21 protein-coding genes and 1 tRNA gene are annotated in these 26,197 nt (G+C 35.4%); 12 read left to right on the top strand and 10 right to left on the bottom strand.

Features of this window, described 5'->3' with window-relative positions:
- Positions 1-440: 440 nt before the first annotated feature.
- From AB1278_RS04440 to AB1278_RS04450, 3 genes are all read left to right on the top strand, one after another.
- Positions 441-1,736 (top strand): hypothetical protein, encoded by a 1,296-nt coding sequence (locus AB1278_RS04440; protein WP_202841337.1) that lies wholly within the window; start codon positions 441-443, stop codon positions 1,734-1,736.
- A 197-nt stretch (positions 1,737-1,933) separates the two neighbouring features.
- On the top strand, positions 1,934-2,473 hold the full coding sequence (locus AB1278_RS04445; RefSeq protein ID WP_202841336.1) for a hypothetical protein: 540 nt from the start codon (positions 1,934-1,936) through the stop codon (positions 2,471-2,473).
- A gap of 254 nt (positions 2,474-2,727) precedes the next feature.
- Entirely contained in the window at positions 2,728-3,756 is a 1,029-nt protein-coding gene (locus tag AB1278_RS04450) for a hypothetical protein (RefSeq protein WP_429812689.1), read from the top strand.
- A gap of 243 nt (positions 3,757-3,999) precedes the next feature.
- Here AB1278_RS04450 and AB1278_RS04455 read toward each other — a convergent pair whose 3' ends face one another.
- Both AB1278_RS04455 and AB1278_RS04460 read right to left on the bottom strand, forming a co-directional pair.
- The gene (locus AB1278_RS04455) at positions 4,000-5,535 is read right to left on the bottom strand and encodes a T9SS type A sorting domain-containing protein (protein WP_202841334.1); all 1,536 of its coding nucleotides are present in this window, start codon (positions 5,533-5,535) and stop codon (positions 4,000-4,002) included.
- 90 nt (positions 5,536-5,625) lie between these two features.
- Positions 5,626-5,696: transfer RNA gene (locus tag AB1278_RS04460), tRNA-Gln, on the bottom strand.
- 100 nt (positions 5,697-5,796) lie between these two features.
- Between AB1278_RS04460 and AB1278_RS04465 the strand changes: the two genes are divergently transcribed.
- The 5 genes from AB1278_RS04465 (at position 5,797) to AB1278_RS04485 (ending at position 10,026) form a co-directional block, all read left to right on the top strand.
- Complete coding sequence (locus AB1278_RS04465; RefSeq protein ID WP_429812692.1) at positions 5,797-6,825, top strand: AMP-binding protein; 1,029 nt, start codon at positions 5,797-5,799, stop codon at positions 6,823-6,825.
- A 30-nt stretch (positions 6,826-6,855) separates the two neighbouring features.
- Positions 6,856-7,248 carry an alternative ribosome rescue aminoacyl-tRNA hydrolase ArfB gene (arfB, locus tag AB1278_RS04470; protein WP_202841332.1) on the top strand — a complete coding sequence of 131 codons (393 nt, stop codon included), beginning with the start codon at positions 6,856-6,858 and terminating at the stop codon, positions 7,246-7,248.
- A gap of 48 nt (positions 7,249-7,296) precedes the next feature.
- Positions 7,297-7,938 carry a hypothetical protein gene (locus AB1278_RS04475; protein WP_202841331.1) on the top strand — a complete coding sequence of 214 codons (642 nt, stop codon included), beginning with the start codon at positions 7,297-7,299 and terminating at the stop codon, positions 7,936-7,938.
- A 294-nt stretch (positions 7,939-8,232) separates the two neighbouring features.
- Positions 8,233-8,613 carry a GreA/GreB family elongation factor gene (locus tag AB1278_RS04480; protein WP_202841330.1) on the top strand — a complete coding sequence of 127 codons (381 nt, stop codon included), beginning with the start codon at positions 8,233-8,235 and terminating at the stop codon, positions 8,611-8,613.
- 438 nt (positions 8,614-9,051) lie between these two features.
- On the top strand, positions 9,052-10,026 hold the full coding sequence (locus AB1278_RS04485; protein ID WP_002976594.1) for a deoxyhypusine synthase family protein: 975 nt from the start codon (positions 9,052-9,054) through the stop codon (positions 10,024-10,026).
- Between the two features lie 461 nt (positions 10,027-10,487).
- On the opposite strand, the gene AB1278_RS04490 is transcribed toward AB1278_RS04485, so the two are convergent.
- Positions 10,488-10,634 (bottom strand): hypothetical protein, encoded by a 147-nt coding sequence (locus AB1278_RS04490; protein ID WP_202841328.1) that lies wholly within the window; start codon positions 10,632-10,634, stop codon positions 10,488-10,490.
- 88 nt (positions 10,635-10,722) lie between these two features.
- Between AB1278_RS04490 and AB1278_RS04495 the strand changes: the two genes are divergently transcribed.
- Complete coding sequence (locus tag AB1278_RS04495) at positions 10,723-11,019, top strand: MGMT family protein (protein ID WP_110008117.1); 297 nt, start codon at positions 10,723-10,725, stop codon at positions 11,017-11,019.
- 284 nt (positions 11,020-11,303) lie between these two features.
- Here the strand turns inward: AB1278_RS04495 and AB1278_RS04500 are convergent, their stop codons facing one another.
- Both AB1278_RS04500 and htpG read right to left on the bottom strand, forming a co-directional pair.
- Positions 11,304-11,696, bottom strand: coding sequence for a helix-turn-helix transcriptional regulator (locus AB1278_RS04500; protein WP_330743267.1), 393 nt, complete (start codon positions 11,694-11,696; stop codon positions 11,304-11,306).
- A gap of 291 nt (positions 11,697-11,987) precedes the next feature.
- Positions 11,988-13,880: a molecular chaperone HtpG gene (gene htpG / locus AB1278_RS04505; protein WP_429817326.1), complete on the bottom strand. Its 1,893-nt coding sequence runs from the start codon at positions 13,878-13,880 to the stop codon at positions 11,988-11,990.
- Between the two features lie 152 nt (positions 13,881-14,032).
- On the opposite strand from htpG, the gene AB1278_RS04510 reads away from it, so the two are divergent.
- Both AB1278_RS04510 and AB1278_RS04515 read left to right on the top strand, forming a co-directional pair.
- On the top strand, positions 14,033-16,927 hold the full coding sequence (locus AB1278_RS04510; protein ID WP_202841325.1) for an alpha/beta hydrolase family protein: 2,895 nt from the start codon (positions 14,033-14,035) through the stop codon (positions 16,925-16,927).
- 141 nt (positions 16,928-17,068) lie between these two features.
- On the top strand, positions 17,069-18,502 hold the full coding sequence (locus tag AB1278_RS04515; RefSeq protein WP_343643868.1) for a hypothetical protein: 1,434 nt from the start codon (positions 17,069-17,071) through the stop codon (positions 18,500-18,502).
- A 268-nt stretch (positions 18,503-18,770) separates the two neighbouring features.
- On the opposite strand, the gene recA is transcribed toward AB1278_RS04515, so the two are convergent.
- The gene (gene recA, locus AB1278_RS04520; RefSeq protein ID WP_062676286.1) at positions 18,771-19,772 is read right to left on the bottom strand and encodes a recombinase RecA; all 1,002 of its coding nucleotides are present in this window, start codon (positions 19,770-19,772) and stop codon (positions 18,771-18,773) included.
- A 470-nt stretch (positions 19,773-20,242) separates the two neighbouring features.
- Positions 20,243-21,433, bottom strand: coding sequence for an oxygenase MpaB family protein (locus tag AB1278_RS04525; RefSeq protein WP_429812698.1), 1,191 nt, complete (start codon positions 21,431-21,433; stop codon positions 20,243-20,245).
- 200 nt (positions 21,434-21,633) lie between these two features.
- On the opposite strand from AB1278_RS04525, the gene AB1278_RS04530 reads away from it, so the two are divergent.
- Complete coding sequence (locus AB1278_RS04530) at positions 21,634-23,043, top strand: hypothetical protein (protein ID WP_429812701.1); 1,410 nt, start codon at positions 21,634-21,636, stop codon at positions 23,041-23,043.
- A gap of 121 nt (positions 23,044-23,164) precedes the next feature.
- Here the strand turns inward: AB1278_RS04530 and gap are convergent, their stop codons facing one another.
- The 3 genes from gap to AB1278_RS04545 all read right to left on the bottom strand — a co-directional run bounded on the left by gap (position 23,165) and on the right by AB1278_RS04545 (position 26,168).
- A complete protein-coding gene (gene gap, locus AB1278_RS04535; RefSeq protein ID WP_110008110.1) occupies positions 23,165-24,169 on the bottom strand; it encodes a type I glyceraldehyde-3-phosphate dehydrogenase in 1,005 nt (334 codons plus the stop codon).
- Between the two features lie 32 nt (positions 24,170-24,201).
- Positions 24,202-25,188 carry a 6-phosphofructokinase gene (pfkA, locus tag AB1278_RS04540; protein WP_120232866.1) on the bottom strand — a complete coding sequence of 329 codons (987 nt, stop codon included), beginning with the start codon at positions 25,186-25,188 and terminating at the stop codon, positions 24,202-24,204.
- An 83-nt stretch (positions 25,189-25,271) separates the two neighbouring features.
- Positions 25,272-26,168 carry a DUF4846 domain-containing protein gene (locus tag AB1278_RS04545; RefSeq protein ID WP_429812705.1) on the bottom strand — a complete coding sequence of 299 codons (897 nt, stop codon included), beginning with the start codon at positions 26,166-26,168 and terminating at the stop codon, positions 25,272-25,274.
- Positions 26,169-26,197: the final 29 nt, after the last annotated feature.

Genomic DNA, 26,197 nt, shown 5'->3' on the forward strand with positions numbered 1-26,197 from the left:
ATTCATTGAGTTGTGAAGTATTTTTGAAGTAATAATCAGGGTACATAATATTGATACATTTACTACGAAAATTTTTTTCATTCTTAAGTGTTTGTGTTTTGGGCGGGGATAGTAATGTCCCTGCCTTTTAAGGATAAAGCCATTGAAGTTACAGAGCTTTATAATTTCCTTCTTTATCTCTGAATTTTGTTCATGAAGAGCTAATAATTCACTTTTTTTACTTGCTTCAAAGTTACTTCATGTTGATTGTAATTTGTTGTTTTTAAGTTAGTTGTGTTTTGACGTGTCTTTGATGTAGAATTTTTTTTATTTGCAGGCAGTAAGTTTGCATCATCTAATTCGAACGTTGGAAAATTTCAGACCGGTCATATTTTTCAGTACGATTCTAAATGCACACAAGAAAAAAAATTAACATCAAACCTTTTTTAAAACGTAAACAAATGAAAAAAATAATCATTTCATCAGGAATGCTTTTCTCAAATTTATTCTTCTCTCAGGTAGGGATAAATACTCCAAATCCTCAAGGCTCTTTTCATGTGGATGGTGGCAAAGATAATGTTTCAACAGGAGTTCCAACTACAGCTCAGCAGGCTAATGATTTTACAGTGCTCAGTAACGGAAATGTCGGAGTAGGAACAGTAAACCCTACCAATAAATTGGATATCCGCTCTACAGCCAATGGAGCTCTAAAAATTGTCGATGGAACACAGGGAAATGCCAAAGTTTTAACATCAGACGCGAATGGTGTTGCAACATGGAAGGACCTTCCTGCAAATACTAATATTTACAATTCAAACGGAACACTTACAGGATCCCGTACAGTAGCTCAGGGAACCAGTTCTTTAGCCTTTACAAGTACTGCTACCGCAGGAACCAATCACTTTTCAGTGGATGGAAGTACATTTTCGGTAGATGCAGTTACCAACAGAGTGGGTATAGGAACAACAACTCCTAAGAATATGTTGGATTTGGGAAGCGGTAACGGAAAAAAACTGGCATTATGGAACAGTGCCGCAGGAGATGATTTTTATGGATTGGGAAATGCTGCTAATGTATTACAGTTGTTTGCAGGAGCTCCGGCTGCAGGAGACCCGTTAATGACTTTGAATAAAAATGGCAGAGTAGGTATTGGTACAACGGCGCCCACAAATGTGCTGGATGTTCGTTCCTCAACGAATGGTGCATTGAAAATTGTAGATGGTACACAAGGGGCCAATAAAATATTAACTTCTGATGCCAATGGAGTGGCAACATGGCAGAGAGCTGCATCAAATGTTGCTGTAGGAACATTGGGTGGAGGGTATGATGTACCATTTTCTCAATTTTCTGATTTTAGATATACAGGTTCTTCCATTACTTTACCTCCGGGAAGATGGATGGTTACCATTTCATTATTATTAATACCGCAGGGAACAATTACAGCAAGTGACTGGATGTTTGTAAGAAGTACTTTCTCAGAAGCAAATCTTACAACCATTGGACAAACAGGCACTCAGTCAGCAGATGTCATAAGACCTACTTTAATGAGTTTTCAATTGGAAGGACCATTTAATGGTGGACAAAAATATAGTGTTGCTACGGGTACAGTACAAATTAATAATACATCCGGGACAACCAAAACGTATAGATATATTGTAGGGAATACTCAGGCTAGTGGTACTGTGACAGGGGCCGGATTGGGTAAAGTGGGAGGAGTATGGTCTGAAAATGCGATTTATGCTGTTGCAGTAAATTAATATAAAAGGATATCAGGTTCAGGATATTTTATATTTATCAGATGGTATAAAGTGCAATTAATGCCTTAAACTACTTTTTTTCAAGGTGTTTTGGGAAAAAGTAGTTTTTATTGTTTTACTATTTTTCCTGACAGATACAAAGAATATACCCGTGTACAAAACAGAATATTAGAAATATTAACAATAAGAGCTTTAGAGTGAAAAGAAACACTGGATTGTCAGATATAATACTTTGCGTTAATACCGTTGCAATGTTTGTATTTTTAGTCCCTCTGGTGGCAGCAATATTTTTTAATGCCAGCGAATTTTTGCTTTGTATTTCGATTTTTTTAATCCTTATTGAAATTGAATTTCTTATTCTCGGCTTTATTCCGATCTGGAAACTGTTGTTTATTTTAAAGAGAAATATCACGAATCAGCAGATTAAACATTCTAGTTTCTTAATCTCTCTTCCTTTTATTCTTATAGGTGTGTATATGACAGTTTGTTCTGCATCAATTTTTTACCAGGAAATAGGTGCAGTGTTCAAGGATTATAGGGCTGGAATCTTTACCTATCAGGGAGAACTCCTGATTTGGATGACGTACAACAAAGATACTAACCCTGCAGAATTTACAGCCGAAATTATTTTGAGGTGTTTTATCGCGGGTTTATGGGGACTATTATTAGAAGTTGGAATATTGATTATAACGGTAACCTCTGTTTTTATAATAAGACCCGATTTTCGAAAAAATTAAAACAATACACTATGGACTTCCCAAAATATAAAATACTACCTCTTGAGATCTGGAGTTGCTATAGCGTAGGTCTATTGTAAATTATAATTGTTGCGTTGTGAATATTATTTATATCGCAAGTTGTTTATGTTAATTTAATATTATAAATGCTTAAAAAGTGTAAATTTGGTTTTAATATATGTTTATTTGAATAAAAAGAATAAATAAATGTATTGAATTAAATACTCAAATTACACCATTTTAAATCTTAAAAAATGAAAAAAAATTTAATCTCTTTGGCAATGATATTGTTTTCTGTCATTGCGTTTTCACAGGTAGGGATAAATACATCAAACCCTCAAGGTATGCTCCATGTAGATGGGGCAAAAGACAATCCTGCAACCGGTGTTCCAACTGACGTCCAGCAAGCCAATGACTTCACAGTAACTTCTGAAGGAAATGTAGGTATCGGTAATCTAACACCATTATCGAATCTCCATATAAAAAATAGGGGAACAGCCACAGGTATTGGAGGAGGTGAAGCTACCAATACGGGATTACTGATAGAAAATCCTATTACCAATAACTCCATATTATCGATCTTAAGAACTACGGGAACTACGGGAGTGAAACAGGCAGTAATGGGTATAAATCCTAATTTCAACGGGAATAACGGGGTATTTATTATTTCCCGTATTCCTGGTGGAAGTGATTGGGCAATGGATCTAACCCTGGGTAATATAGGTGTCGCTACCAATACTCCTACCAATACCTTGGATGTAGCCGGCAGTACCAGAGTAAGAACCATGGATGTAGCTGCAGGCGCTACCCTTATTACGCCGGTATATTCAGACGCAAATGGTGTCCTGAATAAAGCTGTTGATAATATTTATGGAACGGTTATTAATAACACCGTTACCATAGCACCAGGTGCTACAAATACTTTGATTGCAGGACTTGCCAATAATGCGGTATATAAAGCTGTGGTCAATGTCAGCAATACTTGTGGGCGTATTGGTATTGCAGAGTATTACGTCACTAATAATGCTCTTAACAATTCTTTCTCTATTAAAGGAATGGATGGAAGTTTAAACACTGACACCACCGATAAAGCGCCTGCTTTTACTGAAGTAAACAGATATACAACATCAGTTGTTTGGTCAGGCATTCCAAATTGTGCTGCAGGAGGTACTAACATTGCATTTAATTATACATTAACAATGCCCACAGCCGGAACAATAGATCTTACTAACAATGGAGATGCAAGCTTACAGTATAAAGTGATCCTTACAAGACTTTTTTAGTTTTTACAGAATATAAAAGTACAGCATGCTATTATAAAAAAAGACCTCAATGAAAGGTCTTTTTTATGCGATCTGATATAATGCTTTTGTAAAAGAAGTAAATGCTTGATTTTGAGATGTATTGTCTTTCTTTAGAAGAATAGAAAACTCCCGTTAAAAGATGGGAGCTTTTATTATTAAAAATAGAGTAAAGGTCCAGAATCCACTTCCAAAATTCGTACTAAGTAAGGCAAACATCTGCTTTTATTTCTTTATTAATTTTAACGATTGTCTGTCTCTTTTTTTAGTCTCAAACTGAATAATGTAATTCCCTTTTTCTAATTTCTGAATATTGATTTGTTCATTGAATATTGAAGAACCGCTCTGAATTTTTTTCCCGGACATATCAACAATACTGTACTCAAAACTTTTATTACCCTCTTTTTTATATTGTATGGTAATATGATCCCTGGCCGGATTAGGATGAAGGGTAAAAGTATTATGATCTTTTGCAGAAATATCATCCACCCCAAGGAAACCACTGTTAAACTTTGTCAGAAAAGATTTGGAGCCATGTGTTACACTGCCGCCGGAATAAGCAAGAACAAGTGAGCCGTCATTTAAATTAAATAACTTTTTAATATAGTCAGCTCTTAGCGATGTAGTCGGAGGTGCGGCCATAAAATATTGAAAGCCCGCAGTTGATGTAGTATAATCTACAGTTCCGTTAGCATTCAGTCTTGTTACAAATAATTGTGCAATAAGATTCGGGGTACCATTATACATATTCGTTATACCTCCTGTCACTATTATTTTTGAATTGGGCAATACGGTAATCTGGCCCAATGACAATTGCTTTGCAGTGGTAAAGCTATAATCAGGTGTTCTTCCATTATTGGAAAATCCGGAAACAGAGGCGCCATCTGAAATTTGAATTTTAGATAAAAAGAAAGTCCCCCCATATATCGTATTTTTACTATGCAGTAATAAAATAGAATTATCAGTATAATTATATTCAAAATTTCTGGCAACAGAACCTTGCGTATTAGGAATAAAAACAGAACCATTAGTACCAAATGTAGAATCGTACGTGCCGTCAGGCAGTCTTCTTTCGATATAAGAATCTTCTGTGTAGGTTAATGTATTGGTTTTGGTTCCCGCCATTACCAGTTTCCCATCATTCTGAATATAAAACTTTTTGGGATAAAATGTATTAAGCAATAATTTTCCATTGGTTCCGAAATTGTTATCAATGACTCCGTTGGAATCTACTTTTACCATATAAGAACCCATGTTGGAAATAAGAAGGTAACTGTTTCCATTCTGATCTACTGCAAAATCATCTGCTGTACCGTTTTGACTTACAGATTGAGTGGTAAAACCATTGGTGCCAAAGCTGGTGTCCAGAGATCCGTCCAGGTTAATTCTGGTTAAAAACCAATCATATAAGCTGTGGGTTGGAGTAGCATTTACCCTTCCATAAATCAATATTTTATTATTATTTAAAATAATTTTTTTGATAGATTCGCTTTTATCCAATGAATTGCTGCCCATATCATAATCCTTTTCTCCGAAGGAGCTATCAAGAATTCCGCTTTGGTTTACCTTTCTTATGGTGATAGAGCCTGTGGAAGTTGCAGTAATGAATTGGCCATCCGGAAGTATCACCACATCTGATGTTTCTCTGAAATTATCATACATGCAATATCCGCCATTTCCAAAAGTAGTGTCCAAACTGAAGCTTTGCGCATTCAAAAAAATGGTGAAAATAGAAAATAATAAGAAATAGTGTTTTTTCATAGCTATAGTTTTAAATTGTTTATTCTGATTTCACTCAGAAATAAAAGATGATAATAAAAACAAAAACCATCCTTAAAAAAGGATGGTTTGTAGACTCACAGGGATTCGAACCCCAGATGACTGAACCAAAATCAGTAGTGTTACCGCTACACCATGAGTCTCTGTTTGTTTTAGTGGTGCAAATTTACAGCTTTTTTCTTTATATACAAGAACTTTTTGAATTTTTTTTTAAATTTACTGTAGAATTTATTTACGGAAAACATGCTGATAGACTTCAATAATCTCAATATTAATCAATTATCATTCTCTACAGAATTTGAAAAGAAAGTAAAAGATTTTCTGGAAGAATGGTTTTCAAAAAAAACAGGAGTAAATGTCCAGACTTCGGGTTCTACCGGAGTACCCAAAATCTTTGAAATTGAAAAAAAGAAAATGGTCAATTCAGCAGTGATGACCTGTAATTTTTTAGGATTAAAAGAAGGCGATACGGCATTACTTTGCCTGCCTGTAGAATACATTTCCGGAAAAATGATGGTTGTCCGTTCTATAGAAAGAAAATTACAATTAAAAGTTACTGATCCTTTTTTAAAGCCTCTTGAAAATCTGAATGAAGAAGTAGATTTTTGTGCCATGACGCCTCTTCAGGTAGAAAACTCACTGGAAAAGCTTCATCTGATTAAAAACCTGATCATTGGTGGTGCTGCCGTTTCAGAAAGTCTGAAAAATAAAATCCGGCATATGAACCTTAGTCCTTCAAACCGTATTTTTGAAACCTATGGAATGTCTGAGACCCTTTCTCATATCGGATTGAAACAATTAATGCCGGAACAGGAAGAGTATTTTACCGTTTTTGAAAATGTGTCCATTTCTTTAGATGACAGAGGTTGTCTGAAGATCTTTGCTCCCAATGTAAATGCTTCAGAGTTGCAAACTAATGATTTAGTTGAGATTAAGAGTAAAAAACAGTTTAAATTCCTTGGAAGAATTGATAATGTGATTAATTCCGGAGGAGCAAAAATTTTTCCTGAAGCCCTGGAAGCCCTGGTAAAAAAAGAACTCCCAAATGAGGCCATATTTGCAGGGTTGCCGGATGAAAGTTTGGGCCAGAAATTGATATTGATTATAGAAGGAAATGAATCTGATGAGGTAAAAAGGAAAGTTTCAGAAATACCATTTGAAAAAAAATTCCACAGGCCGAAAGACATTATTTTCATCAGAGAAATTCCGAGAACTCCCAACGGGAAGGTAAACAGATTGGAATTGTATAAAAATTTAACTGGAGATCTCTAGTTGATTCCGGTATCTCAAAATCTTAAAAAAATGAAAGATTTTTCAAAAGAACTCAGTTTCAAAACTTCCCGCAGCAGCGGTGCAGGAGGACAAAACGTCAATAAAGTGGAGACTGCCGTTACCGTACTTTGGAAAGTAGATGCATCAGAATTTTTTAATGAAGACGAAAAAGTATTGATTCAGCTTAAACTGAAAAACAGGATCAATGCGGACGGTTTTTTATTCCTCTCAGTTTCTGAAAGCAGAACACAACTGATGAATAAAAATAAAGCCATTGAAAAAATAATTGAAATGGTAAACAAAGCACTCATTGTTCCGAAAAAAAGAACAGCAACCAAGCCTTCAAAAGGTCAGAAACAAACAAGACTGGATAATAAGAAAAAGCTTTCAGATAAAAAAGAAAGCAGACGTTTCAGGTTTTAATAGGTTTCTCCGGTAGAAAATTTTATTTTTGCCGGAAATTTTAAAACCATGATAAAAAAAATAATCGTAGCTGGAGTGTTCTCAATCTCCATCATGTCTTTCGCTCAGAAATTTTCTATCAGACCTTCCATAGGATATGCATGGAGAACTGCAAAGACAATTCCCGGCCTTAGCAAAGAAGAAAAAGAATATGTAAAAGACCTGAAAAATGGAATGAACTTTGATATTGCAGCCCATTATGAAGTGAAAAATGGTCTAGGATTCGGAGTGAAATATTCCAACTACAGTGCATCTAGCGACGGATTTCTGCTTGGTTATGTAAATGGAATGCCAGTATCTGTTCCTGTAACGACAAAGGATCATATTACATTTTTCGGTTTCTCCGGACTTATTTCAAATAATCATCTGGATACAAGACATAAGGTATTTGCAGATGTGGCGTTGGGAGTACTATCTTATACTACAAAAACAGGATCTGTAAAAGGTACAGGAAGTACTTTCGGGGCAGAAGTTGATCTTGGATATCAATATCAGGTAAGCAAGAATTTTATGATAGGGCCAAAAGTAGGATTAAGTGGCGGAACCCTGAATAAAATGAAGTATAACGGGGTGACTTATAAATTTGATGATGATCAAAAAGAAGGTTTGCACAGAGTTTCTTTAAGTGCAGCCGCTACATTCCGTTTTTAAGCCGTATATTTGTTAGAATTAATAATAATTGATAATGACAGCAACAATTTTTTTATCTGCAGAACACCGCCGGTCAGGATTGCTGCTGTCTTTACTTTATCTTCATACAGATTCTTTTCTGAAAAGTTCCAAGGACTTCATTATCTAAGCCCTGTCAGGATCCAAGGCAGGGACTCATTTAGAACTTTATGTATTGTTTTTTGCAGTTTTCTATAGAAGAAGGCTGTTGTACGCCTGGCTTCTACATTGGATCGTCAGAGAACAACTGTATTTTAAATTAAAAAATTGAAGAAAATGTCTAATCATATTATTGTAACCACCGGAATTTATGATGCCATAAAAGATACACTGAGAAGAAAAAAAGTAAGCATCGAAGAAGAAAAAAGATTGACCGAAGAGCTCAGAAAAGCAAAACAGGTCCTGAGAAGAGATCTTCCTGCTGATATTGTCACAGTTGATAGAAAAGTAACATTAAAAGACCATACCCTTGGTTTTGAACATGAATACATTTTCGTACCCTCCACAAAACAAAAGCTTAAAAAGAACAAACACTCCATTCTGTCTGATATTGCTCTTGCAGTAGTAGGGTATAAGGTAGGAGATGTTATCAGCTGGCCTTTCAGAGACGGAGAAAGAAAAATCGAAATTCTGAAAGTGGAAACCTGGGAAGGATAAATTTCTGCTAAATATTATTTAAGTTGATTGTTAATGAAAGCGTGGCTCATTTTGGGTCGCGCTTTTTTATAAACTTTTAATGTTGGAAAACGCAAAGCCGCAAATTTTTTGACATGGCTCCTACTTTAAAGCGCAAGGATCTTCGATAAAATTTTTACTGTACAATTTATTTTTTATCACATGCTGATTTTTCGGATAATATAAAATAAAAATCTGTGCAATTTGTGCAAAAATGATGCTTTCCCTTGCTGAAAATCTTCGATTTTCTTGCGCCTTAAAATATTCATAAAGCTTTAAAATCTTTTGTACCCTTGCGTTTTCAACAACTGAGACTCTTCTATTTAACAAATGATAAAAAAAGACGCCTCTCTTATACTTTCTTCAAGTGCTTTCGCTGCATTCCGTTTTTAAGTTTTATCTTTGCAAAAATTAAAAAAAATGAGCAAACCGATAACTGAATTCATAGAAAAGTATTACCTGCACTTCAACGCAGCTGCATTGGTGGATGCTTCTAAAGGATATGTTGCACATCTTAAAGATGGCGGAAAAATGATGATTACTTTGGCGGGAGCAATGTCTACTGCTGAATTAGGGAAGATTCTTGCTGAAATGATCCGTCAGGGAAAAGTAGATTTTATCTCTTGTACAGGGGCTAACCTTGAAGAAGATTTAATGAACCTTGTAGCACACTCTCACTATGAAAGAGTTCCTCATTATAGAGATTTAACGGCTCAGGATGAGTGGGATCTTTTGGAAAGAGGTCTGAACAGAGTTACAGATACTTGTATCCCTGAAGAAGAAGCTTTCAGAAGATTACAAAAACATATCGTAGAGATCTGGAAAGACGCAGAAGCTAAAGGAGAAAGATATTTCCCTCACGAATTCATGTACAAAATGATCCTTTCAGGAGTATTGGAACAGTATTATGAAATTCCTAGAGAAAATTCCTGGATGATTGCTGCTGCAGAAGCTAACCTACCAATCGTAGTTCCGGGATGGGAAGATTCTACAATGGGTAACATCTTCGCTTCTTACTGCATCAAAGGAGAGCTTAAGCCTACTACAATGAAATCTGGAATCGAATATATGACTTACCTTGCTGACTGGTATACTAAAAACTCAGGAGGAAAAGGAGTTGGGTTCTTCCAGATTGGTGGAGGTATCGCAGGAGATTTCCCTATTTGTGTAGTACCGATGTTATATCAGGATATGGAAATGCATGACATTCCTTTCTGGTCTTATTTCTGCCAGATTTCTGACTCTACTACATCTTACGGGTCATATTCGGGAGCAGTTCCAAATGAGAAGATCACTTGGGGTAAACTGGATATCACTACACCGAAATTTATCGTTGAAAGTGATGCGACGATCTGTGCGCCATTGATGTTCTCTTATATCTTAGAAAACGCTTAAGAAAAACATCTCATCGGAGATTATAATATCAGCGCTTCAATTGATTTGAAGCGCTTTTTGTTTTAGGATGTAAAAATAGAATTGTTTTGAAAACTAAAAATAATTTGAACCATTAAGATTATTTAAGTTTTAAAGGGCATTAAGAGAAATAGCTAAAGCTATTTTATTTATCCGCATGCTTTACTTTTCATCAAAGATGAAACTAATTATTCTTCCCATCTTCATTTTTCTTAATGGCTAAAAAATAGTATAAAGTATTCCCACAGATTACACGAATTGAACAGATTTTTACGATCTGCAAAATCTGCGGGAGATAAAACTATGTCGTATGAAATTTTATCGGAGATAAAATCCTCGCGCCTTACAACACATAGTATTAAAATAATTTTGCGCCTTTGCGTTTTCCCAAAAATATACATAAACATTTGTGAAAATCTGCGCGATCTGCAGGAAAATAAAAATCAATCCAAAGAATTCACCAGCACAAAATAACGATACGCCAGAATTCCCTTTTCTATCTTAGTAAGATGATTAGGATCTTTCTTACTCAACTTCGGAAGTATTTTTTTATTAATGGCATTCAACAGCCTGAAAAATGATTTTTTCATATCTTTATCTTTTAATGAAACATCATTGAGATGAAAAGAGTTCAAAAATGATGCAAAAAGAGAACCGACTTAAAATAATCATTTTGATATGGACGAAATTTTCAAACAACAGGTATACGAAGTGGCAAGACTTATTCCCAAAGGAAGAGTATCTACTTACGGCGCCATAGCAAAAGCTGTTGGTTATCCTAATCATTCCAGACATGTAGGAAAAGCGATGGGAGGATGTCCGAAAGATGTTCCTGCACACCGCGTGATTTCAAGCTCAGGAGTATTATCTGTCCCCGAATTTCAGCCAAAGCTGGAAGCAGAAGGAATCATTGTTGAAAACCTCAGAATAAAGAATTTCAAAAAACTGTTCTGGGATCCGTTGGAGGAATTGTAAATTTCAAAGAATTCTTTTAATGCAAAGTTTCTATTTATAAACTCTAATATTTTTAAGGGAGCAAAGAAGAAATCAATTTCATTGATTCTTTCTAAGCAAACGTATCATTCATCATAAAGCTTCATCAGTGACAAAGTCGCAACTCTTCGCTTCCTGAAATAAAACATAAGGATCATCAATCCTTGGCGTTAAAAAAGCGCTCACCTCAAAAACCTCCGTAAAAAAATGTCACTCCATACATTAATATGAAGCGACATCAATATTTTTTACAGTTTCAAACCGTATTATTTTCTTCCTCTTGGGAGACCTTTCAGTTCTTCTTTCAGCCTTTCGTTTTCCTCTTTTAATAGAGCAATATAACCTTGAAGATTTTCAATAATAGCTCCCGGAATATTATCATAATTATTCTGGTTGGTAATGACTCCCGCAGAAGAAGATCTGTCATTAAATACAGGATGATCATTATTAATAACTACTGTGGCTTCATCTTCTTCATAAATGTCCTCTACCGGCACGTCGAGAAAACGGGCAAGTTTATCCCACTCATCTTTTACGATCCTTACATCACCGCTTTCTTTTCTGCTGTAATTGGATACATCCGTCGCGATAAAGTCAGCTACCTGTTGTTGGGTATAGCCTTTTTGCTTTCTGATGACGCGTAATTTTTCTTTTTGCATGACCGACATTTTATACAAAAATGGCAAAAAAGGAGAAGCTATACAATAAAAAGTAGAAAAAAGTAGGTGCTAAAGAATAAGATTAAAGATAAAATGAATCTAAACTTTAAAAACAGAAGTATTATCTGATTTAATTGTTGAAAATTTTCTTTCAGAATAATTTCTGATAAGAGAAAAGATTTAAACCTTACAGGTTTCTAAAACCTATAAAGTTTAGATGAGCTATTTACAATTTTTATACTTTTTTAAACAAAAAAAGACTGCTTCAAAATTGAAACAGTCTCTTGTAAATTACTTTTCAAGCTGCTTATAGCTTCTCTGTATAAAATCTGTCAGGTCTTTTCCTTTCAGTAAGTTTTGTGAAAGCTTGGCAAGATCAAGCGCATATTTGATTAAGCTTTCTTTTTCTTCAGTATTCTCAGTCTTTAAGATCTGACTGGAAAGCTCACTGTTGGAGTTCACCACAAGATTATACATCTCCGGGAAACCTCCCATTCCGAACATACCGCCTCCGCCTGTAGCCTGCATTTCCTTCATTCTTCTCATGAATTCAGGCTGGGTAATCGTGAACGGAGCGTCATTGCTGTCAAGATCTTCAAGCTGTACTGTAAATTTAGAATCCTTTATCGCCTCTTCTACATTCTTTTTCAAAGATTCTTTTTCGGTTTCATTCAGTTTTGAAATTACCGGTTCATCTTTTTTGATAAGGTTATTAACATGATCGGCATCTACTCTCGCAAATGAAATATTTTCTTTTGAAGTTTCCAGTTTCTGGATCACGTGTGAAATGATAGGAGAATCCAATAGCAGAACTTCATATCCTTTATCTTTTGCAGACTGGATGTAGCTGTGCTGCTCATCAGCATTGGTAGCATACAGGATAACCAGTTTGTTGTCTTTATCAGTTTGTATTGGCTTGATTTTCTCTACCAATTCATCCCACAGGAAATATTTACCGTCTGTTGTAGGATATAAAGTGAATTTGTCTGCTTTTTCAGCAAATTTTTCTTCTGTAATAATTCCATATTCGATTACAACCTTGATATCGTTCCATTTTTTCTCATAATCTTCACGGTTTTCGTTAATTAAAGAAGCCATTTTGTCGGCAACTTTTTTCGTGATATACGATGAAATTTTCTTTACAGCACCGTCTGCCTGAAGATAAGAACGGGAAACGTTCAACGGAATGTCCGGAGAATCAATTACCCCTCTTAGCAACATCAGGAAGTCAGGAACAATCCCTTTTACTTCATCCGTTACAAATACCTGGTTTTGATATAACTGAATTTTATCTTTATCAATATTCAGATTATTGCTCAATTTCGGGAAAAATAAAATTCCGGTAAGGTTGAAAGGATAATCAACATTCAGGTGGATGTTGAATAACGGTTCTTCAAACTGCATTGGGTACAGTTCATGATAGAACTTCATATAATCCTCGTTGGTCAGTTCACTTGGAGCGATGGTCCATGCCGGAACCGGATTGTTGATGATATTGTCTACCTCTTCTGTTTCAGCTACGGCATCCTCAGGAGCATCTTCCGGTAAAGGAAGTGTATGTGTTTTTGTCCCGAATTTAATCGGAACAGGCATAAATTTGTTATACTTTAATAGCAGTTCACGGATTTTTCCTTCTTCCAGAAACTCTACGGAATCTTCAGCAATATGGAGGATGATTTCCGTTCCTCTGTCTGTTTTATCAGTAGTTTCTTCAAGCGTGAATTCCGGGCTTCCGTCACAGATCCAACGTACTGCCGGCTCATCTTTATAAGATTTTGTAAGGATTTCCACCTTTTCAGCCACCATGAAAGCAGAGTAAAATCCAAGACCGAAATGTCCGATAATCCCGGAATCTTTTGCAGAATCCTTATATTTTTCCAAAAACTCTTCAGCGCCTGAAAAAGCAACCTGGTTGATATATTTTTCAACTTCTTCGCCGGTCATACCAATTCCCTGGTCGATGATGCGTAATGTTTTCTGGTCTTTATCAATTTTAACTTCAAGTTTTGGATTTCCATATTCCACTTTTGCCTCACCAATGCTTGTCAGGTGTTTTAATTTTAAAGTAGCATCCGTTGCATTGGAGATCAATTCTCTCAAGAATATTTCGTGGTCACTGTAAAGAAATTTTTTAATAAGCGGGAAAATGTTTTCCACAGATACATTAATATTTCCTTTAGTCATCATATTTTAGATTTTTAATTTAAAATTCTTTCTCAAAAAAAATACCATGCAGGAGAAAGTGACAGAATGTCATTTTTTCAAACTGAAAAGATCTTGTTATATGGATTTGTCAAAGAAATGCCTTACTTTTAAATCTTAAAATATTTTTAAAAATGAAGTTGAAATGTACAGTTTTTATGCTGCTCATCATGACCTTCTGGGTATATGGGCAGAAGAAGCCTTTAGACCATTCTGTTTACGACAGCTGGCAAAATATCGGATCAAGAAAAATCTCAAATGATGGAAAGTGGATTGCCTATTCGGTAGATGCTCAGGAAGGAAATTCTGACCTTTCTTTATATTCCGTTAAAAATAAGACAACAAAGAAGTTTGCAAGAGCGGCAAAAGTGGATTTTACCAATGATTCCAGGTTTGCTGTTTTTCAGATCCGACCGCAGTATAAAGATATAAAAGCGGTAAAAGATAAAAAACTGAAGAAAAATAAATTAACAAAAGACAGCCTTGCCATTGTTGATTTTTTTAATGATAAAACAGAGAAAATTCCGAATGTAAAATCATTTAAAATTCCCGAAAAAGCAGGTTCTTACGTTGCTTATCTTCTGGAAAATATAAAAGATAAATCTTCTGATGATGCTTCCGACAAAGAAGACGGGGAAGAAAATAAAGAGGAAGAAAAAAATGTAAAACCATTACAGCTGGTGGTGAAAAACCTTTTGGATGGAAAAAGTACAACATATGATAATGTCATACGCTACGAGTTCAGTAAAAACGGGAAGCAGCTTGTTTTTGTAACCAAGAAGCCGGATGAAAAGAAAGATAAAAAAGAAGGAAAGGATTCAACAGATGAAAAATCTTCGGATAAAAAAGATACAGACAAGTCAAAACCCAAGAAATATGCATTGCAAACTGTGCAGGTAGTTGATCTGCAAAAAGGAACCGTCAATACAATTTCTGAAATGGAGGGAGACTTTTCACAATTGTCTTTTGACGAAGAAGGAAATCAGCTGGCTTATGTAGGAACTTCTTCTGCACAGAATGATCTGGTGAAGTTGTATCAGCTATATTACTTTAATTTTAAAGGAAACAAAAAAGCAATTGTTACCAATGAGAATGCACAGATGAAGAGAAACTGGGTAATTTCCGAAAACCGGTTGCCGCTGTTCAGTAAAAATGGGAAACAGTTGTATTTCGGTGTTGCTCCGAAGCCAATTGCAAAAGATACTGCCATGATTGCAAATGATCATGCCGTTGTGGATATCTGGAATTATAAGGACGATTATCTGCAAACGGTACAGCTAAAAGAGTTGAAAAATGATCTGAAAAAATCCTACGCTGCAGTTATGCAAACGGAAAAACCGGATTTCTTCACCAATATTGACGGAGAAGATTTGGATACTTTACGACTGGTGAACGAAGGAAATGCAGAATTTGCGCTGGGAATTACCAGTATCAATAACCGGATTTCTTCACAATGGGAAGGGGCAACAAAGAAGACCTATTTTCTGATTGACAATAAAACAGGAGAGAGAACCGAAATTATTAAAAACCTCAATGGAGCAGCGGCTGTATCTCCGCTGGGAAAATTTGTTGTGATCTTTGACAGAGAAAAAGGGAAATGGCTGAGCTATAATGTGAAGACAAAACAAACCCTGCCATTGAATACAGGTCTACCTGTTTCCTTCGTTGATGAAGAATTTGATATGCCGGATTTTCCAAATTCTTACGGGATAGCATCCTGGACCGATAATGATGAATCTGTAATTATCAGAGACCGCTACGATCTTTGGGAATTTTTCCTGAACAGTGCAAAAAAGCCAAGAAATATGACCAATGGATATGGACGTAAGCATAAAATAACATTTGATACCTATGATCTGGATAAGGATATTAAAAGCTTAAACAGAAAATCAGTCATTTATTTATCCGCATTTGATAATACATCCAAGGCCAACGGAATTTTTAAAACATCTGTTCAGTCAAACGCTGATCCGGTAAAGATTCAGATGGAAAATGTATGGGGATACAGAACCCTTCAAAAAGCAAAAAAAGCTGAGGAATATATTCTGGTAAAAGAATCATACACGGATTCTCCCAATATTTTTGCAACATCAGATTTTTCAGAACAACAAAAACTGAGCAATACCAATCCTCAGCAAAATCAATATAACTGGGGAACAAACGAATTGGTAAACTGGACAACACCAAAAGGAAATACTTCTACAGGAGTGTTATACAAACCGGAAAACTTTGATCCGAATAAAAAATATCCGATGATTGTTTATTTCTACGAAAAACTGTCAGACAATTTAAACCGTTATGTTGCACCAGCTCCAACGCCTTCAAGATTAAATATTTCTTATTTTGTAAGCAACGGATATCTGGTTTTCACTCCTGATATTTCTTATACAGATGGTTTCCCGGGAGAATCTGCCATGGAATACATTAATTCCGGAGTTGAAAAGTTAAAGCAAAATGCATGGGTAGATGGTTCAAAAATAGGAATTCAGGGACAAAGCTGGGGAGGTTATCAGGTTGCTTATCTTATTGCTCATACCAATATGTATGCAGCTGCATGGAGTGGAGCACCCGTTGTCAACATGACCTCTGCCTATGGAGGAATCCGATGGACTTCAGGAATGAACAGACAGTTCCAGTATGAGAAATCACAAAGCAGATTAGGGAAAAACTTATGGGAAGCACCGGATCTTTATATTAAAAATTCACCGCTTTTTACCATTGATAAAGTACAGACTCCGGTGGTTATTATGAGTAATGATAAAGATGGAGCTGTGCCATGGTATCAGGGGATTGAAATGTTTACAGCATTACGCCGTCTTGGAAAACCGGTATGGCTTCTGAATTATAATGGTGATGACCATAACCTTATGAAACGTCAGAACAGAAAAGATATTCAAATCCGCGAACAGCAGTTTTTTGATTATTATCTTAAAGGTGCTAAAGCTCCGGTCTGGATGACAAAAGGAATCCCGGCAACCCAAAAAGGAAAGGATTGGGGATTTGAACTGACAGATGATAAACCTAATTAACAGAATTCCGGCGGAGCCAAAGGCTCCGCCGGAATTTTTCATTATAAAAGCAATAAAGAGCACACTGACACAATGGCATTTTTTTTATGATGGGTCTGTTGAGCACTTTTATTATATTTACCGCCAATTATAAATAACAGTATGGGAATCTTTGATTTTTTTAAGAAGAAAAATAACAGTCAGGAAAATGTAAGTACTCCGGTTCATGAAATGGAAATGCCGGAAGAAAAAATAGTAGAGGAAGTGGTGGAAGAAGTTGTGGAAACAATACCGGAAATCCCTTCACAGCCGGTAGAAGAACCAAAAGTAAATGAAGAATATGAAAAAATCAGGATCTATAATGATTATATCGTGTATTCTATAGCCCTTCAGCTAAGAGGTGAGTATACACCGCTTTCTGCTTTTGAAAAAGAAAATGGTGAGGTAGAGGGGTTTGCGTATATGGTTACTGAAGATGCTTATGCGCTTTCTCCACAACAGGCGATTGCACAGATGGAAGAAAAGTTTGAAAGTGAGCTTCAGGAAGGGAAGATTAAATCTTATATGATACTATATCATTCTCAGTTTGATCATAACGGTAATCACACTCCGGCTATTCAGGAAGGGGAATTTAAGGGAATTTCACTTGCTTATCACTTTGCCGGTGATGAAAAGAAGAAAACAGGATTGCCTTATATTTTCGAAAACCAAAATATTACGTATAAAGGTTTTGCAGAGTTTTCTCATGAAGAAAATAATGCGATCATGAACCATCAGTTGATTGAGGGACAAAATTATTTCCAGAATACAGTAGGGATTGCGGCTCCTGAAACCACTAATGAAGCTGGGATAATTATCAGAAAATCCAATGTTCATAATCTTGTGAATACATGGAGTGGCGTTTTTGGACATCAGAACTTTCAGACTAAAGATTACGGGCAGTATCTTAGCGCAGTTTTAATGCAGTCCACTGTTTCTGATCCGACAGGAGAGGCCAGAAATAAAACTGAATTTGAGGATGTAAGATTTAAAACCATTGTTACAGATGAATTGAGTACTATAATTCCGGAAGTAAAAACGGATTATACTCTGGATTTTGAAACCAGATCAATCAGAGAATGGGAAAATGCATTGAATTTACAGGCAATTGTAGCAGGACCTGCCAGAGATACTTTTGGTGTTTGGTTTTTTGCAACAGATTATGCTGAAAACAGAAATACCTACATGACTCAGCCTCATCTGAAGGTGAATGTCAGCGGAATTGTTTTCATCCTTGATGTTCAAACCAATACTGATTTACCGGATGGAACCAAAATGAGTGAGGATTTTACTACCTATGCACCAAGTCAGGACCTGCCTAATTATGCATGTTTCGATTTTATTGGTCAGGTAGTAGACTTTAAAGAAACAGAATTGCTTGAAGATAGAAGTGTTAAAGGATATATTTTGAAGTTGAAATTGATCACGAATGAAGAGAATGAAGATTTCTTCACCATTGATGCTTTTGTGAACAAAGAGAACATGAGAATGGAAACGCTTACAAAAGGAATGAAAGTGACCGGAGCACTTCAGCTGCAGGGTAAAATTGCTGAATAATTTTTAAAAAATATAAAATCTCAAAGAGGTTGTTCTACGGAATGACCTCTTTTTTATTTTCTGACTCTTCATTTATTTAAACGCATCGTTGATGGAGCTTTGTGGTAAATGATGCATTTGCTTAGTAAGAATCAATGAAATTGATTCAGCTCTTTGCTCCCTTAAAAATATTACAGCATACAGATGAAACCTTTGCGTTAGAAAAATCTTTACTTTAAAAACAGAAAAAGGCAATCCGAAGACTGCCTTTTCTATATTTTCTGAAAAATTATTTGTTTTTCATTTCTTCCTTAATCTTAGCTTCCAATTCTTCAGCAAGATCCGGATTATCTCTTAAAACATCTTTTACAGCATCACGTCCCTGACCCAATTTAGTCTCTTCGTAGCTGAACCATGATCCGCTTTTCTTCACAATTCCCATATCTACAGCGGTATCAAGAATTTCTCCTACTTTAGAAACACCTTCACCATACATGATGTCGAATTCTGCCTGCTTGAATGGAGGTGCTACTTTGTTTTTCACAATCTTCACTTTCACACGGCTACCGATTGCTTCATCACCTTGTTTGATAGGAGCACTTGCTTTTCTGATATCAATTCTTACAGAAGCGTAAAACTTCAGTGCATTACCTCCGGTAGTGGTTTCAGGGTTCCCGAACATGACACCGATCTTTTCTCTCAACTGGTTGATGAAAATCACGGTACATTTTGTTCTTGAAATCGTAGCGGTAAGCTTTCTTAATGCCTGAGACATTAATCTTGCATGAAGACCCATTTTGGAATCTCCCATTTCACCTTCGATTTCTGCTTTTGGAGTAAGAGCTGCCACAGAGTCAATAACAACGATATCAATAGCTCCTGAACGGATCAAATTATCTGCAATTTCTAAAGCCTGCTCACCGTTGTCCGGCTGAGAAATGATCAGGTTTTCAAGATCAATTCCTAATTTCGCAGCATACGTTCTGTCGAAAGCGTGCTCTGCATCAATGAATGCTGCAATACCACCTGCTTTTTGAGCCTCAGCAATAGCGTGAAGGGTCAACGTTGTTTTACCTGAAGATTCAGGACCATATATTTCAATGATTCTTCCTTTTGGATATCCGCCTATACCTAGGGCAATATCCAAACCTAAAGAACCGGAAGGAATTACTTCTATGGTATTGTCTATAGATTCATCACCTAAAGTCATTACCGTTCCCTTTCCATATGTTTTATCTAGCTTGTCAAGCACTAAAGCGAGTGCTTTTTTCTTATCATCAATGTTACTCATCTCTATTAAAATAATTTCTCAAAAATACATAATTTATAGATCAAAAGCTAATATTATTTGTTTCTGAAAGCTGTTTTAAGAGTTAAAAAATGATAAAATTTTATTACTGATCTCATTCATAACGAAGCAGATGCGGAATGCTGTATCTAAAGTATTTTTTTATGCTTATTACTTTATTAAGATGAGTTTTTTTTGCTGGAAATTGCAAAGGCGCCATTCTTTTAATATAGATTATGCTTTAAGGCGCAAGGATTTTATCTCCGATAAAATTGAGTAGTATATGTATTTTTTACCCCACGTGGATTTTGCAGATAACGCAGATATTAATGAAAACCTGTATCATCGTTGATTGCAAGAATTTTACTTGAAATTATATATTCCGTGCTGAAAATCTTCGATTTTCTTGCGTACTAAAAAACTTTTGCAATGTCTTGAAATTTTTGCGCCTTTGCGAGTTCCAACAATTGATTTTAATGAAAATTTGAATTTTTAGTGATGGCAAGATAATCTTCCAGTACTTTCATCTGATCTTTGTTTCCTCTTTTTATTCTGGCATTGCGGCTTATAAGGCTGTCATAAATTGTGTTGAAAAGTATTTTCGATTTTGGAAACAGATTTCTGTAAGGAACTTCCGGAATTTGTAATCTTTTACACACTTCGTCATCCAACAAAAACCAGGTACAGCAGATGTGCAGATATCTTAAATTTTTTCTCTGGAACTCAAATTTTAAAATAGGATTTTCCAATGATTCATCCAAAAGAGAATGAGCCAGAAGAACAGAATCTTTATCCGAAGGGGGCTGAACGGAAGTCCATAAATAAAAATATTCCGTTGCCTGTTTCTTATCATCAGGAAGAAGCTGTTCCGGAATTCCCAAAAGGTAACCCACGTATTTCCAAAGATGGAAAATTCCCTGTTCTTCTTCAACAGAAAAACGATTTCCCAGCTTTTTAAGACTATGAAGGAATACCAGACTAAACCCGATATACGTTGCCATCATGTCCCATGAATTGATAGGCTCTCCCCAATTTTCAGTGTTCCAGTCTTTATAATGTTTTTTAATGGAAAGCCTTGCGTAAGAATGAATCAAACGGGTTTTTATGGCAAATTCATATCCTTTTGCATGGATTTCCAATGCGTTGTACCGGGTAGCATTCACCCAAAAGTCCAATGTTTCAGAAAGCCTTTTCACAGCTCCTTTCTTCAAAGCTTCTGTAACAATTAAAGGTTTGTTGAGGTAGGCATAATCATAACCACCAATCAGACAGTAATCCCTTAATGAAATTAATGAATCAAGATTGCTTCTCATGCAGAGTTCAGCTCCGCTTTTGAGCAGGTTATAATCCAGCCAGTCCGGAACTTTTTGAGTTTGGCTGAACATTTTTTTTATACTTTCAGGAACATCATCAGTTTCTGAAACTCCATTTCTGATGTAAAGTTCAATTTCCCTGGAAGCCTCATGAAATTTTTTAGTGAAATAAATATCTTTTACCACCTCGTCACCGATCTCATCCGTATGATGAAAATAGGGAGCAAATTTTTCAAAGTTTTCAAAACTCACTTCTGCTCCGGAAAATTCTATAAGCTGCTTTCCGTTGCCATGTTCCCAAAATTTCCTGAAATGGGGAGCGTCTTTAAAACGGGGTTGTATCATGTTCATTCCTTTCCCTATAAAAATACAAGTTTTATGCTGAAATATTTTGGTGAGATTTGTCAGGAAGCGGCATCAATTAAAATTCTTTTTGATTTCGATTTTTTAAGCTTAAAAATTACCCTTTTGGGTTATTTCAGATCATAATAAGCCATTGTAGCTTTATATAAAATTAATAACTAAAGGGTTAATCTAAAAAATATATAATCATGAAAACAAAAATTGTATTACTGTTTCTGCTCGGTTGGGTGGGGATGGCTTTTGGACAAAATTGTTCGGTTTCTTCTACCGAAAAAAATGGAAATTCTCTAGAAATATTTATTAAACCGTTTAATAAGGATAATTATCCTGCTGGATTTAAATTAAAAAAAGGAAGTACTATAAAATTTGTTATTAGTAATGTTAATCCTTTAAAAGTAATAGGTAGTAATATAGAAGCTAAAGGTGAAAATTTTCAATTTGAAATTCCAAAGTCGATAAGTGATAGTTTTATAGGAAATGAAGAGAAAAGTGAAGAAAATAAGAATAAAGGAAGAAATCCTGCTTCAAGTTCTTTTAATCCTAAGGAAGATTTTATTGCTGAATATCAGGTTTTAATAGAAAAAGCATCCAATATAGAGAGAAAAGCAAATCTAAATAATATTTTGGTTGAATTACTTGGAGATAATAACTTTATAAAGAATGTTGATTCAGTTAAAGCTCTTGCAAAAAAAATATATGAAAACACATATGAAATAGATACTCCTATAGAAAAAGACATATTGGAATTACAGAAATCATATTTGGAATTGAAAAAACTTTATAAAGATGTTAATTCAAGAACCGATAATATTTCTTTGTTAGGTACAATTAGTGTTAATGGTTCTAAAGCAAAAATTAATGATGTAAAGGTAAGTTCTACTAATGTTATGTTTGAAGAAGAAATGAACTCTGCAAAAAATATTATCGATATAGTTAATGAAGAAAAGAAAAAAAATGAAATAATAAATAAAGCGTTTGTGGGGAGAAAAACATATGAAACTATAAAAAATGATGATTTCGTTACATTTACTAAGGCAACTCAATTAACAGATGATGAAATAGTGATAACTCCTGTTCTTTTAGGAAAAGATAATAAAGAGTTAGAGAAATTTGAGCCTATAAAAATTACAACATTTGGTGGAGTAAAAGTTAATTTCAGTACTGGTTATATGTTAAGTTTTATAGGAGATGATAATTATCTTTTAAAATATAGTAGTGATGGTAAAAGTAGTGGTGTTTACGAAAATGAAAAAAATAGTATTACACATGCAGTTGGAGTTTTAGCTCATGTATTTTGGGATTTTGGAAAAACGGCAATGTTTGGTATTTCATCGGGAATTAGTATTAATACGGATGCTAAACTCAATTTTTATGCTGGACCTTCTGTTGCATTTTTAGAAAAGAACAGACTTGTTTTTACAGGAGGCCTTTCTTTTGTAAATGTAAAAAAACTTAATAGAAATAATTTAGATGCTAATGATAATTTTATTAATCCTAATTATTTAGATGTTTCCTATTCTGAAATGTATAAACCAGCTATTTTCTTTGCTGTAACTTATAATTTATTTTCTAATGGCAATGACAATACAAAAAAATAAATCTCAACAAACTTTTAAACAATTGGAAAGGAAAAGTACTAAATGACAAATATAGTATTTATAAAAAAACCTTCCCATCGGGAAGGTTTTATATTACTTATTGCTTATCGCTCATTATTGATTATAAAGAAGCAGCGTGTACAAGCATATCTACTAACTTGTTAGAGTAACCCATTTCGTTGTCATACCAGGAAACAAGTTTCACGAAGTTAGGAGAAAGCATGATACCAGCATCTTTGTCGAAGATAGAAGTTCTCTTATCTCCTACGAAGTCCTGAGATACTACTGCATCTTCAGTATATCCTAGGATACCTTTCAATTCACCTTCAGAAGCAGCTTTGATAACTGAACAGATTTCTTCATAAGAAGCCGCTTTTTCAATTCTCACTGTTAAATCTACTACAGAAACGTCAACAGTTGGTACTCTGAAAGACATACCTGTTAATTTTCCGTTTAGTGAAGGGATTACTTTTCCTACTGCTTTAGCAGCACCAGTAGAAGAAGGGATGATGTTATTCAGAGCAGCTCTACCACCTCTCCAGTCTTTCATTGAAGGACCGTCAACAGTTTTCTGAGTAGCTGTTGTAGCGTGTACAGTAGTCATCAAACCTTCTACGATTCCGAAGTTATCGTGGATTACTTTAGCTAAAGGAGCTAAACAGTTTGTAGTACAAGAAGCATTTGATAAGATTTTGATATCATCAGTAAGCTCTTTGTGGTTTACCCCCATTACGAACATTGGGGTGTCATCTTTAGAAGGAGCAGAAAGGATTACTTTCTTAGCACCTGCAGCAAGGTGTTTTGCAGCGCTGTCTTTATCAAGGAATAAACCGGTAGATTCTACTACGTAATCAGCACCGATTTCATTCCATTTTAGGTTACTTGGATCTTTTTCAGCAGTTACTCTGATTTTTTTCCCGTTTACTACAAGATCATTTCCTTCTACAGAAACTTCACCTGGGAAAATACCATGTACAGAGTCATATTTTAACATGTAAGCCATGTATTCTGCATTGATTAGGTCATTGATTCCTACAACTTCAATGTTGTCTCTTTCAGTCATTGCTCTGAAAACAAGACGTCCAATTCTACCAAAACCGTTGATACCTACTTTAATTGTTGACATAATAGTTTGTTTTTATTAGATTATAAAAATAATTAGATTGCTAAAATTTCTGAAATCAGTAAAAGGTCTTTATTGATTTCATTATGTTTTTTAATGGCTTCTTCAATTGGCGTATACGTCAGATCGTTGGAACGCATTCCTGCCATTACATTGGTTTGTCCTTCCATTAATCCGGTTACGGCTCCATAGCCCAGTCGGCTTGCCAAAACTCTGTCTGCACAGCTTGGAGAACCACCTCTCTGCATATGTCCCAAAATCGCTACACGAATGTCATAATCAGGGAAGGTCTGTTTGGTTTTTTCTGCAAGTTCATACACATTGGCTAGTTTTTCACCTTCTGCAACCACCACAATGCTTGATGCCTTTCCGGTTTTTTCCGCATCCCTGAATTTCGTGAAAAGCTCATCAATACTGTCTTTTTTCTCAGGAATTAAAATATCCAAAGCTCCTGTTGCCAATCCACTGTTTAAAGCAATAAAACCAGCATCACGACCCATTACTTCCACAAAGAAAACCCTGTTGTGGGAAGTTGCCGTGTCACGGATTTTGTCAATGGCATCCATTGCCGTATTCAATGCAGTGTCGTATCCGATCGTATTATCAGTTCCGAAAATATCGTTGTCGATCGTTCCCGGGATACCGATTACTCTGATTCCGAACTCTTCATTAAAGATTTTGGCACCGGTAAATGTTCCGTCACCTCCGATACATACCAATCCGTCAATTCCCAGCTTTATACAGTTGTCGTAAGCTTTCTGACGGCCTTCTTTAGTTCTGAACTCAGCAGATCTGGCAGATTTTAGAATGGTTCCACCCTGGTTGATTATATTTTTTACGGAACGGGCTCCCATTTTCAGGAAATCATTATTGATAAGGCCGTTGTAACCTTCCCTCACTCCGTAGCATTCGATATTATAGTAATTGGCGGTTCTTACTACCGCTCTTAACGCCGCATTCATACCCGGAGAGTCACCTCCTGAAGTAAGAACTGCAATTTTTTTTACAGCACTCTCTTTCATCAAGTAAAAAATTTCGAAAACAAATTTACAAAAACAAGTTCAGATTATCGTAGTAAGTTTCCAATAGTTTTGAATATAAATTATTAAAAGCTTCTGAAGTTTGTAGGTTTAAAAAAATATCGTGCAGTTTTGGTCTCCTCAGCATGGATGTCAAGGTCATACCAGGGCGTAAAATAGGGATTAAACGGATTTGAAAGTACATGAACTGATTGCGCCGGGGTGAATCCTTCACTTAATAAGAATAATCTTTTTCCTTCCTTATTCCGGCAGACACCGGAAATAAAAACAATGTGTCCGGGACTTCCCGGTGTGATTAAAATATCTCCTGTTTTCAGATCTGAATTTTTATTGACCGGTTTTGTTTCTTTATTTAATGAAATCGTTCCTGAATAATTAAAAATGACATCCAGATAATTTCTGAAACTTTGATAAGAATCATCAAAAGACGCAGCTCTTCTGAAGTTGACAGAATTTCCGCTGACAAAAGCTCTCGTTCCGTTTTTATAATCATTCCAGCTGAAAAGATCACCGCTTGTAAAATGAAATTTAATTTCGTTAAATTTTTTTGCCTTATAAAGATATTCAGCTCTCATTCGGATGACTGCATCAGCACATTGCTGAAGATCCTTATTTCCGGTATCAATATCAAAAACCGCTTCATGAAGATGCTGGGTAGAAATAGGTGTCCCGTCATATTTTACAATCTGGCTGCCGTATGGTTTGAGTTTGAAATTCTCAATGAAATGCCCGAAAGAGCCAGGTTTTTCTTCCATCCACTCATACCCTTCCGGAGGTGAAAATCTTTGCCTGATGGTATTTTTACCTTTATTGATTTTTAAAGCATTTTCAGCAATTAAATGCTCATTTTTATCTGGTTCAGGTAATAAACGGTCTGATATTTTTTCTTTTGTACAGCCTATGTAAATGAGAATAACAATGATTCCTGTGATAACTTTTTTTATGCGTTTTAGTGAACACAAATATCATTTTTTTTCACCTATCCGCCAAT

It is taken from the genome of Chryseobacterium sp. NRRL B-14798, from assembly GCF_050470705.1.
In the GTDB taxonomy this organism is placed as follows: Bacteria; Bacteroidota; Bacteroidia; order Flavobacteriales; family Weeksellaceae; genus Chryseobacterium; species Chryseobacterium cupriresistens.

Bases quoted from the DNA above. Each gene is read 5' to 3' on its own strand.
- AB1278_RS04440 (WP_202841337.1), top strand. From the start codon at position 441: ATGAAAAAAATAATCATTTCATCAGGAATGCTTTTCTCAAATTTATTC.
- AB1278_RS04450 (WP_429812689.1), top strand. From the start codon at position 2,728: ATGAAAAAAAATTTAATCTCTTTGGCAATGATATTGTTTTCTGTCATT.
- AB1278_RS04455 (WP_202841334.1), bottom strand. From the start codon at position 5,535: ATGAAAAAACACTATTTCTTATTATTTTCTATTTTCACCATTTTTTTG.
- AB1278_RS04465 (WP_429812692.1), top strand. From the start codon at position 5,797: ATGCTGATAGACTTCAATAATCTCAATATTAATCAATTATCATTCTCT.
- arfB (WP_202841332.1), top strand. From the start codon at position 6,856: ATGAAAGATTTTTCAAAAGAACTCAGTTTCAAAACTTCCCGCAGCAGC.
- AB1278_RS04475 (WP_202841331.1), top strand. From the start codon at position 7,297: ATGATAAAAAAAATAATCGTAGCTGGAGTGTTCTCAATCTCCATCATG.
- AB1278_RS04480 (WP_202841330.1), top strand. From the start codon at position 8,233: ATGTCTAATCATATTATTGTAACCACCGGAATTTATGATGCCATAAAA.
- AB1278_RS04485 (WP_002976594.1), top strand. From the start codon at position 9,052: ATGAGCAAACCGATAACTGAATTCATAGAAAAGTATTACCTGCACTTC.
- AB1278_RS04490 (WP_202841328.1), bottom strand. From the start codon at position 10,634: ATGAAAAAATCATTTTTCAGGCTGTTGAATGCCATTAATAAAAAAATA.
- AB1278_RS04495 (WP_110008117.1), top strand. From the start codon at position 10,723: ATGGACGAAATTTTCAAACAACAGGTATACGAAGTGGCAAGACTTATT.
- AB1278_RS04500 (WP_330743267.1), bottom strand. From the start codon at position 11,696: ATGCAAAAAGAAAAATTACGCGTCATCAGAAAGCAAAAAGGCTATACC.
- htpG (WP_429817326.1), bottom strand. From the start codon at position 13,880: ATGACTAAAGGAAATATTAATGTATCTGTGGAAAACATTTTCCCGCTT.
- AB1278_RS04510 (WP_202841325.1), top strand. From the start codon at position 14,033: ATGAAGTTGAAATGTACAGTTTTTATGCTGCTCATCATGACCTTCTGG.
- AB1278_RS04515 (WP_343643868.1), top strand. From the start codon at position 17,069: ATGGGAATCTTTGATTTTTTTAAGAAGAAAAATAACAGTCAGGAAAAT.
- recA (WP_062676286.1), bottom strand. From the start codon at position 19,772: ATGAGTAACATTGATGATAAGAAAAAAGCACTCGCTTTAGTGCTTGAC.
- AB1278_RS04525 (WP_429812698.1), bottom strand. From the start codon at position 21,433: ATGAACATGATACAACCCCGTTTTAAAGACGCTCCCCATTTCAGGAAA.
- AB1278_RS04530 (WP_429812701.1), top strand. From the start codon at position 21,634: ATGAAAACAAAAATTGTATTACTGTTTCTGCTCGGTTGGGTGGGGATG.
- gap (WP_110008110.1), bottom strand. From the start codon at position 24,169: ATGTCAACAATTAAAGTAGGTATCAACGGTTTTGGTAGAATTGGACGT.
- pfkA (WP_120232866.1), bottom strand. From the start codon at position 25,188: ATGAAAGAGAGTGCTGTAAAAAAAATTGCAGTTCTTACTTCAGGAGGT.